Annotated in this window: 8 protein-coding genes; 7 read left to right on the plus strand and 1 reads right to left on the minus strand. The window is 54.1% G+C overall.

Translation table 11 applies throughout. The features are described 5' to 3' along the window. Positions 1 to 58 precede the first annotated feature (58 nt). From ACTH5D_RS04680 to ACTH5D_RS04710, 7 genes are all read left to right on the plus strand, one after another. Entirely contained in the window at positions 59 to 1,759 is a 1,701-nt protein-coding gene (locus tag ACTH5D_RS04680; RefSeq protein ID WP_441668827.1) for a SulP family inorganic anion transporter, read from the plus strand. A gap of 267 nt (positions 1,760 to 2,026) precedes the next feature. After that, positions 2,027 to 3,190 carry a TAXI family TRAP transporter solute-binding subunit gene (locus tag ACTH5D_RS04685; protein ID WP_441668829.1) on the plus strand — a complete coding sequence of 388 codons (1,164 nt, stop codon included), beginning with the start codon at positions 2,027 to 2,029 and terminating at the stop codon, positions 3,188 to 3,190. Between the two features lie 70 nt (positions 3,191 to 3,260). Further along, positions 3,261 to 5,270 (plus strand): TRAP transporter permease, encoded by a 2,010-nt coding sequence (locus tag ACTH5D_RS04690; protein ID WP_441668831.1) that lies wholly within the window; start codon positions 3,261 to 3,263, stop codon positions 5,268 to 5,270. 82 nt (positions 5,271 to 5,352) lie between these two features. Continuing rightward, on the plus strand, positions 5,353 to 6,804 hold the full coding sequence (locus ACTH5D_RS04695) for an enoyl-CoA hydratase/isomerase family protein (protein WP_441668833.1): 1,452 nt from the start codon (positions 5,353 to 5,355) through the stop codon (positions 6,802 to 6,804). Continuing rightward, positions 6,801 to 7,994, plus strand: a complete 1,194-nt coding sequence (locus ACTH5D_RS04700; protein ID WP_441668835.1) for an acyl-CoA dehydrogenase family protein — start codon at positions 6,801 to 6,803, stop codon at positions 7,992 to 7,994. The genes ACTH5D_RS04695 and ACTH5D_RS04700 overlap by 4 nt, the downstream gene beginning before the upstream one ends. A gap of 10 nt (positions 7,995 to 8,004) precedes the next feature. After that, on the plus strand, positions 8,005 to 9,123 hold the full coding sequence (locus ACTH5D_RS04705) for an acyl-CoA dehydrogenase family protein (RefSeq protein WP_441668837.1): 1,119 nt from the start codon (positions 8,005 to 8,007) through the stop codon (positions 9,121 to 9,123). 9 nt (positions 9,124 to 9,132) lie between these two features. Further along, positions 9,133 to 9,912, plus strand: coding sequence for an enoyl-CoA hydratase/isomerase family protein (locus ACTH5D_RS04710; RefSeq protein WP_441668839.1), 780 nt, complete (start codon positions 9,133 to 9,135; stop codon positions 9,910 to 9,912). On the opposite strand, the gene ACTH5D_RS04715 is transcribed toward ACTH5D_RS04710, so the two are convergent. Continuing rightward, the coding region (locus ACTH5D_RS04715) for an NAD(P)H-dependent flavin oxidoreductase (RefSeq protein WP_441668841.1) at positions 9,894 to 10,299 on the minus strand (406 nt) is incomplete at its 5' end. The genes ACTH5D_RS04710 and ACTH5D_RS04715 overlap by 19 nt on opposite strands.

The raw sequence follows: 10,299 nt of genomic DNA on the forward strand, positions 1-10,299 counted from the left end.
ACAAAATGAAATATCACTTACCCTTAATCTTCTGGCCCATCTACAACGCCTGGAATCCATGCTAAAGCGCTATTTGCCCATTCTGACGTGGCTCCCTCACTATCATAAGCGACTATTGGGGGCCGACGTGTTAGCGGGGTTGATCGTCACCGTGATGGTCATTCCTCAATCGCTCGCCTATGCGCTATTAGCAGGGCTACCTGCCGTCGTTGGTCTTTACGCCAGTATTCTGCCGCAACTCATTTATACCCTATTTGGTACTAGTAAAACGCTTGCGGTTGGGCCGGTTGCTATCATCGCGCTAATGACCGGCGCGGCACTCTCCTCAATAGCGGCAACGGGCACGGAAACGTATTTACAGGCAGCGCTGCTACTGTCATTGCTCTCAGGCGGCATGTTGATGGTGATGGGTCTGCTGAAAATGGGTTTTTTCAGTAACTTTCTTAGTCATCCGGTCATTTCGGGTTTTTTAACCGCTTCCGGCATTTTGATTGCGGTGAGCCAACTGGGTAGCTTATTAGGTGTTGAAAGTAGCGGCTTCACGCTGGTTGAGCGCCTAGTTACGTTAGTACCCAACCTAGCCACCTACGATTTATCTACCTTACTGATTGGTAGTGGCACCTTAATTTTTTTGATTACGATGCGCCTGCGCGGTAAAGCCACGCTACATAAAGTAGGTTTCCCCCTTTTCCTGGCGGATCTTTGCGCCAAAGCTGGGCCGGTATTTGCAGTGGTGATCACTACCTTAATAACCTGGCACTGGCAATTAGCCGATGCGGGCGTGGCGGTGGTGGGCGATATTCCCAGCGGGCTGCCCGCACTGAGCTTCCCCTGGGGCGACTATTCACTTTGGCGGTCGCTGTTAATTCCGGCGCTGCTGATTAGCTTAGTGGGCTTTGTTGAATCGGTGTCGATGGGTCAAATGTTGGCGGCTAAACGGCGCCAGCGTATTTCACCTAATCAAGAGTTAGTCGGCTTAGGTGCCTGCAATCTTGCCGCGGGTTTTACAAGCGGCATGCCGGTTACCGGCGGCCTATCACGGACAGTAATTAGCTACGATGCAGGCGCGCAGACACCCGCAGCGGGCGCCTTTGCCGCCCTAGGCATTGCATTAGTAACGATGTCGTTTACCGGCTGGCTCTATCATTTACCTATCGCGACCCTGGCGGCGACGATTACCGTCTCGATTTTAACCCTCGTCGATATTCCCATGCTGCGCCAGACTTGGCGCTACTCACGTAGCGACTTTGCCGCCATGGCAGTCACCATTGTGCTCACGCTGGGTGAGGGCGTCGAAGCAGGCATCATTAGCGGCGTCACGCTTTCAATTGCGCTGTTTTTATATCGTACTAGTCGCCCGCACAGCGCTTTGGTGGGGCGAGTACCAGGGACCGAGCACTTTAGAAACACCGCACGCCATGATGTAGAAACGGCTAGCAATGCAGCCCTGCTGCGAATAGATGAGAGTCTTTATTTTGCCAATGCCCGCTATTTGGAAGATACCGTTTATAACTTAGTGGCTAGCCATCCTGAGCTTGAACACGTGGTATTGATCTGTTCAGCGGTTAATTTGATCGATGCGTCGGCGCTAGAAAGCCTGGACGCTATTAACGCGCGCTTAAAAGACTCTGACGTAAAACTGCATTTATCTGAAGTGAAAGGGCCTGTCATGGACCAGCTCAAAAAAAGTGACTTTTTAGAGGCGCTTACAGGCCGCGTTTTTTTAAGTACCTACGCTGCCTGGCGTGAATTCTCCTAATTTGCTCACAACAAAAGCGTTATTCAAAACACGTCTCTGAAAGCTATTTCATTGAAAGCTATGTCATTGAGAAACCAGGCCATCGCCTGGTTTTTTTATATCTGTCTGTTAGCCGCCAGATCAGTTCACGAGAACGTCATTGACAGCGGCCTAGCGGCTTATCTACTATCAGCCGACCATTTAGCAAAACACAATACCGCACAGCAAAACAAAAAGTAACAGAGCGTAACCACTGCCGCCATCACAACACAATAAAGGAGCATTCCAATGCATCCATTTGCTCATCGCCTACTCCTCGCTGCATTGCCTTTATCACTACTGGGTGTCGCGGTTAGCCATGCCAGTGAAGTTGAGCTTCCCAGCACCATGGCTTGGACCGCCTATGGCACCAATTCCAGCGGCTACGCGCAAGCCGTCGCAATCGGCAACATGCTGCAGAATAAATATGACTCTTCGGTACGTATCCTGCCTGGTGACAACGACGTATCACGCATGGCACCTCTTAAACAGGGGCGCGTTGACCTTTGCGCCTGTGGCATCGCCAGCTATTACGGCGCTGAAGGCGTGATGATGTTTGCCGATCGCGATTGGGGTCCTCAGCCGCTGCGCATCATCACTACCTCAACAGCGTCTTTTGGGCTTTCCCTTGCAGTCGCCGGTGATTTAGACGTCGAAACGCCGGCTGATTTAGCAGGCAAACGCATCGCTTATATCCGTGGTGATGACGCCTTAAATAAAGGCACAGAAGCTTATTTGGCCTTCGGTGGTCTTACTTGGGATGACGTCGAGCGTGTTGACTACCCAGGCTACGGCCGATCATTTGACGGCATTATCGCCGGCGATGTGGACGTCTCATTTACCACCACGGTGACGCCACCAGCACAGCAGCTTGCCAGCAGCCCCCGCGGTATCAGTTGGCCGGTGCTAGATCCCAACGATTCAGCAGGCTGGGAGCGTATGGCAGAAGTCGCACCCTATTTTCGCCCTCATGAAGTGACCTCTGGCGCTGGAGAGATTAGCGTCGACAATCCGCTACCCAGCGCAAGCTACCCTTATCCAATCGTGGTTGCCAAGCAAGACTTGGATGACAAGGTCGCCTATGGATTGATTAAGGCTCTGCAGGAAAATTTTGATGACTATAAAGACAATGCGCCTGGCGCTTTAGGCTATGCCTTAGAGTCGCAAGATCTTCAATGGGTAATGCCGTTCCACGATGCCGTGGTGGAGTATTACAAAGAAATCGATGTATGGACGGATGAAATGCAGGCCCATCAAGACGAATTGGTAGAGCGCCAAAACGTTCTATTAAAGGCCTGGGAAAATTTTATGGAAAATGCGCCCAGCGATGATGCTGAGATGTTTACGGCGGATTGGATGCAGGCTCGCGCCAGTGCATTAACTGATGCGGGCTTCGAACCTGTCTTCGAGTAAAACGCCACGGGGCGGCACTGGCCGCCCTTTGCTGACCGACGGATCTTTCCATAACCATAGATGCCTCGCTATGACTACAGATACCGCACCTGCGAATACTCAGCAGGTTAAAGAAAAGATCAGCCAAATTCGCCAGCTCCCCACCGCGCTGCAGTGGGTTCCCGCCTCTGTTACCGTCATTTTAATGCTGATGACGTTGGATTATCTTTTTAACTTAGGCTTATTTACCTTTGTCACCGGTCTTGAAACTCAATTTTATTACGCTGTTGTTGCACTACTACTTCCACTGGTCTTTTTACTTTGGCCGCTGCGCAGCAGCCAGCAAGAGCAGCCAATCCCCTGGTACGACTATCTTTTAAGCGCAAGCACGCTGATCGTAGGCGGCTACTTTGTGTATAACGCGGTGCCTATTTTGGAACGTGGCTGGGCATTCGCCGCGCCTGATATGGCCATCTATGCAAGCTACGCTTACTGGCTATTAATCGTTGAAGCATCTCGCCGGGCGGGTGGTTTACCGATCGCGATTATCGCCGGCGTGTTCTCGCTTTATCCCCTAGTAGCCGATATCGTCCCCGGCCCCATTCAAGCCTTTCCCTCGACGCTAGAACAAACGGCTATGTATCACACCATGAGCACCGAAAGCATCATGGGTGTGCCGCTTCAAGCCTTTGCGGGCTTGGTGATTGGCTTTTTAGTGTTTGGCGTAGTGTTACAAAAAAGCGGCGGCGGCAAGTTTTTCATCAACCTTGCCTTTGCCCTGCTCGGCCACGTGCGCGGCGGCCCTGCCAAAGTCGCCATTTTCTCAAGCGGCCTGATGGGCTCTATGAGCGGTAGCGTTATTAGCAACGTGCTTACCACCGGGGTTTTATCAATTCCCGCCATGCGTCGCATTGGTATGAGCCGCTCATTTGCAGGCGGCGTCGAAGCCTGTGCCTCCACGGGCGGTGTATTAATGCCCCCGGTGATGGGCGCCACCGCGTTTGTAATGGCGATGTTTCTCGATATTCCCTATTCGGCTGTTGCGCTAGCCGCGGTAATACCCTCGGTGCTTTATTTTTTAGGCCTGTTTATTCAAATCGACGCCTACGCCGCACGCCACGATATTAAAGGTCTGCCTGCCATAGAATTGCCCTCACTTAAGCAAACGCTGAAAGAAGGCTGGTACTTTATTTTCGTCTTCGCCTTGCTGGTATGGATGCTGCTGATTATGCAGCGCGAAGCCGTCGCACCGTTTTACGCTACTGCCCTTTTATTAGCACTCAACCAGCTTTCTAAGCACAACCGTTGGGGCTGGAAAGACGTAGCAGACACGCTGACATCCGCCGCTAAGCTGTTTGCCGAACTAATCGCCATTTTAGCGGGTGTGGGCATGCTGGTCGGCGCGCTTTCGATGACTGGCCTTTCAGGCACGATTGCTAACGACTTTATCAACATTGCCGGTGGCAGCGTCCCACTACTGTTAATCATGGGCGCAGTGACCAGCTTCGTGCTCGGTATTGGCATGACGGTGACCGCTGCGTACATCTTCCTCGCTGTAGCGCTGGCACCTGCCTTGATCCAAGGCGGCGGTCTGGATCCGATGGCCGTCCACATGTTCATCCTTTACTGGGGCATGCTGAGTTTCATCACCCCGCCGGTAGCGCTGGGCGCGTTTGCTGCAGCCACCGTTGCCGGCGCGCGGCCGATGGCTACTGGCCTACAAGCAATGCGTTTGGGGAGCGTGATTTACTTTATCCCGTTCTTGTTCGTGCTGAACCCGGCGCTGATTATGCAGGGCGCGCCGCTCAGGATTGTGGTGGTATTTGTGCAGGCGGTGATTGGCATCATTTTATTTGCCTCTGCGATGCAGGGCTATTTGATGGGCGTTGGTCGGCTGGGCTATGGCGCATTCCAGGAGATCATAATACGCAGCCTGGTATTAATCGCAGGCCTGCTACTAGCGCTACCCGGCGGTGGAATGGTGCCACTTAGCCAGTGGGAGCTAATCGCTCTGGCAGCAGCGGCCCTGGTGCCTGGCGTATTGCTGGCACGCCTGAGCCAGCGTCACCATCAGCGGTCACATAGCGCGTCAGTCATATAGTGTTGGCATCGACAATATTCGTTAAATGCCCCTTTTAGATAGATCATTATCCATGCCATCAAATACAGTACGGGAGCCAGCCATGTCTGTTCATTATCAGCGCCACGGCGATATTGGCGTTATCCAAATCGACAGCCCTCCGGTTAATGCCCTAGGTCATGCGGTGCGCAGTGGCTTAATCAATGCGCTTGAAGAAGGTATTGCCGATTCACACGCGAGCGCGCTGGTACTGTTAGCTAACGGCCGTACGTTTATCGCCGGTGCGGACATTCGCGAGTTTGGTAAACCGCCTCAGGCACCGCTACTGCCCGAGGTTGTTTCCCAGCTGGAAGCCTGCCCCAAACCGTTGATTGCCTCTCTGCACGGTACGGCGCTTGGCGGCGGCCTGGAAGTTGCGCTTGGGTGCCATTACCGGATCGCGCTAGCCGATACCCGCGTGGGGCTCCCTGAGGTAAAGCTTGGCCTACTTCCGGGTGCAGGTGGCACGCAGCGTTTGCCTCGCTTGGTGGGTGTCGAGCGTGCACTAGAAATGATTACCAGCGGGCGTTTTGTAGGTGCTGAAGAAGCGCTTGAAGCGGGTATTATTGATGCCATTAGCGATGCTCCAACGCCACTTGAAGCAGGATTAGCCGCGGCGAAAAAAGTGTTAAACGCGGAGCAGGCATGCCGTATCACCGGCGAGCTCCCCCCGCCTGCGGCTAATGCCCAAGCCATAGCCGCCACGCTTGAGCACCTAACTCAGTCATCGCCAGCGCTTTTTTCGCCATTTCGCATTGTTGAAGCGATTGAAGCCTGCGTAACGGCACCGTCGCTTCAAGTCGGGCTTCGCCGTGAGCGAGAGCTATTTTTAGCCTGCATGGACTCCCCCCAGCGCGCGGGGCTTATCCATCTCTTTTTTGCCGCGCGTAGCCCGCACGTGGTGCCTGATGCTGAAAAAAACAGCGCCGCTAGCTTAACCAAATATAACAACGTGGCGCTCATTGGTGAGCATCCGCTGTTTGAGAGACTCAAAAAAGCCGCTCAGCGAGCCGGCATTACCCTGACAAGCAAACCCACCGATGCAACGGAGCTGTGCTTATTAGCGCCGGGTGCGCATATAGGCGACGGCAGCACTTTACCTGGCGACATCCCCGTTATTGCACTGCAAGAGATCAATACTCCAGGGTGCAGTGAGTCAACGCTAAGTCTGATCATCGTTGAAAATAGCGACATAGTTGAGCTGGCCAATATTAGCGCTGAGCCACTGATCCAGCAGCAGGCAGCGCTTACCTTGAAAGCACTGCGTATCAACGTGGTGGTAAGCCAGCAGCGTAGCTTGCTTAATGCAATGCACGATGCCATGCAGCAGGTTTCAGCCAATGACCAACAGTCAGCGCTTGAAAAAGTCAGCATCAGTATTGCTGAACAGGGCTACTGCTATCGCGAAAGCGATATCGATTTACTGGCCGTAGAAGCGCTAGGCTATCCACGCCACTTAGGCGGGCCACACCGCCAAGCAACGCTCGCAGCCACGGCCAAGGACGCACAAAAATGAATCTGACCTTTAGTCCTGCAGAACAGGTCTTTCGTACTGAGGTGCGCCGCTTTCTTAGCGATTCATTACCCGGCGATATCCGCGAACGCGTTCGCTCAGGGCGCTATCTGCGTGCGGACGATCATCTTCGCTGGCAAAACATTCTCAGCGAACAGGGCTGGCTGGCATCTAACTGGCCAACAGAACACGGCGGCCCCGGCTGGGGTCCGGTTCAGCGGCATATTTTTGATGAAGAGTGCGCCGCTGCTCATGCACCTACCGTCGTGCCCTTTGGGGTTAACATGGTGGCGCCAGTCATCATGAAATTCGGCACCGCCGAACAGCAACAGCACTATTTGCCGCGCATTCTTAACAATCAAGACTGGTGGTGCCAAGGATATTCCGAGCCGGGCGCCGGTTCTGATTTGGCGAGTTTAACGACCCGTGCAGTGCGCGACGGCGAGCACTACATCGTTAATGGCCAAAAAACGTGGACCACCCTGGGCCAGCACGCCAACATGCTGTTCTGCTTAGTGCGTACTGACTCGGCGGCTAAAAAGCAGGTGGGCATCAGCTTTCTGCTGATTGATATGCAAACCTCAGGCATATCCGTACGCCCGATTATAACGCTCGATGGTGCCCACGAAGTCAATGAAGTGTTTTTAGACAATGTCCGCGTACCGGTTAAAAACCGCGTGGGTGAAGAAGGCCAAGGGTGGACCTGTGCCAAGTTTCTACTGACTCATGAGCGCACCGGTATCGCAGGGCTTGGCCACGCTAAGCAGGCCTTACGCCACTTAAAATCACTTGCTTATCATATTGAGCACCGTGGGAAACCGCTACTGACGCTACCCAGCTTTCGTCAGCGAGTCGTAAAAGCCGAGCTTGAACTCATGGCGCTTGAAGTTACTAACCTGCGCGTGATTGCCGCTGCCCGCAATGGTGGCGCACCCGGGGCGGAAAGCTCGCTGTTAAAAGTACGCGGGTCTGAGCTTCGCCAAGAGCTAAGCGAACTTACCCGCCGCGCACTTGGCCCTGCCGCCCTGCCATTTTTCCCTGAGTTTCTACATGGCGAAGCCAGCCTGGATGAAGGTTTAGCTCAACGTGCAGCTGGCAGCGCTCAGTATTTTAATCGCCGCAAGCTATCGATTTATGGCGGCGCCAACGAAATACAAAAAACGATCGTCGCTAAAACTATTTTAGGCATGTGAGGAGCGCAGCATGGATTTTGCTTTAACCGATGAACAGCGCATGCTGGAAGAGACGCTCACGCGCCTAGTCGCCGACCAGGTTTCACCCGAGCAGCGCCGCACGCGGCTTAATGCAGCCGGTACAGAGACATCCGCGCTATGGCGTACGTTTGCTGATCTGGGCATTCTTCACATGCCCTTTAGCGAAGACGCTGGCGGACTAGGCGGCGATGGCACCGACCTGATGATTATCATGCAGGCGCTGGGTCGCGGGCTGGTACCCGAGCCTTATCTCGCTGGCCTGCTGCTCCCCGGCAAGCTCTTAGCGCTGACCGCGAACAGCGCGCAGCAGCAGCGCTGGTTAACACCGCTGCTAGAAGGTGAACATCAGTTGGCGCTTGCTTGGCACGAGCATCATGCTCGTTATGATGCCTTTGCCGTTTCTACTCAGGCGATCCAGCGTGACGGCCAATGGCAGCTAACGGGCCGAAAAGATATCGTCATGAACCTTAAAGCAGCGGCGGCGACGCTGGTTACGGCACGTGTCGAGAGCGGAAAACTAGGGCTATTCATAGTCCCCGCAGACATCGCCGGCACGACAATGCGCCATTATCGCACCATGGATGATCAGCCCGCCGGTGATTTAACGCTGGAAAACGTTACGCTAGCGCTAGATAACTGCCTTAGTGAGGACGTCAGGGACGCGCTTTCCGAGGTGCTGTCGCTTGGCCGAGCGGCGCTGTGTGCCGAGGCCATAGGCGCTATGGAAACAGCCTGCGATCAAACGCTGGCCTACATTAAAGAACGTAAGCAGTTTGGCTTGCCGCTAGCAGCCTTCCAAGCATTACAACATCGTATGGTCGATATGCACCTACACTTAGAGCAGTCTCGTTCGATGGCTATTTTGGCGGCGACTAGCCTGACGTTAACTCCCCACGAGCGCGATTATAAAATCGCGGCGGCCAAGGCATACTGCGGCGAGTCAGCTCGTTTTATTGCCGAGCAGGCCATTCAGCTTCACGGTGCCATGGGCATGACGGATGAGTGCTATGTCTCCAACTACGCCAAGCATCTGGTCATGTTCGATCACTACCTGGGTGACAGCGACTATCATCTAGAAACGATCAGCGAACGTTTAGAGGTCGCTTAAGGAGCATAGATGCCAAATCAAACTGACGACTTAATTCATATCAGCGCTATCGAAAATGGCGTTGTAGAAGTCACCATTGCGCGCCCAGAGGTGCGCAATGCGTTAAATGAACCCACCGCTCTGGCCCTTAATAACGCGCTGGCAGAGGTAGCAAAGGATGATCAAATTCGGTGCGTGATTTTACGCGGCGAAGGAAGTTCATTTTGCGCCGGTGCAGACCTGGCAGAGTTTGAAAAGGCAGCCTCGCAGCCAGCCAGCGAACGGCTTGAAACACTCTTTCTGCCCGCCCTACGCTGCCTGATGGCGATGGATAAACCAGTGATTGCAGCAGCCACGGGCGCCGCGGCGGGCATTGGCGTTTCCTATGTTCTCGCCAGCGACATGGTTGTTATGGGACGTTCCGCCTATCTGAAACTTGCCTTTATCAATATTGGCCTGATTCCTGACGGCGGTGCCTGCTGGCATTTAGTGCGCAAGCTTGGCCATGCCCAGGCGTTTGAAATGGCCGCCCTTGCTACGCCCATTTCTGCTGAGCGCTGTCTGGCGCTGGGTCTGGCTAACCGGATAAGCGACGATGACCAGGTACTCGAAGAAGCTCGCCGCTTAGCGCAGATGCTAGTGGCGCAATCCCCCAATGCCTTGAGCGCCACTAAGCGCGCACTCCGTGAAGCGGCGCAGTTCTCGCTTAATGACACCATGGCCCTTGAAGGTGAACTTCAGGATCAATGCAAAGCTTCTGACGATTTTCAGGCCCGGCTGGCAGCGTTTCGTCAAAGCCGCCGCAAATGATCTAACGCTTTCTGGTAATCATGGCGTAGCGTGGCCACTTCTTCGGCTACGCTGCGAAGCGACGTAATCGCGCCCACACCCTGCCCTGCGCCCCAAATATCCCGCCATGCCTTTGCCTTACTGCTACCGTCAGAGCCGTAGCGCATTGCCGCTTTATCACCCTCTGGCAGCGTATCGGGATCAAGGCCTGCCAGTTCAATACTGGCGCGCAAATAGTTACCGTGCACGCCGGTAAACAGATTGGTATAGACGATGTCTCCTGCCGCAGCATCGAGCACCATTTGCTTATAAGCGGCTTGCGCGTTGGCTTCTTGAGTGGCAATAAAGCGGGTTCGGTAGTTGTCAAGAAATCTGTCGCCTCTGAGATCATTCAGGCCACCTGTTTTT

The sequence above is a fragment of the Halomonas sp. genome (assembly GCF_052095695.1).
GTDB lineage: Bacteria > Pseudomonadota > Gammaproteobacteria > Pseudomonadales > Halomonadaceae > Vreelandella.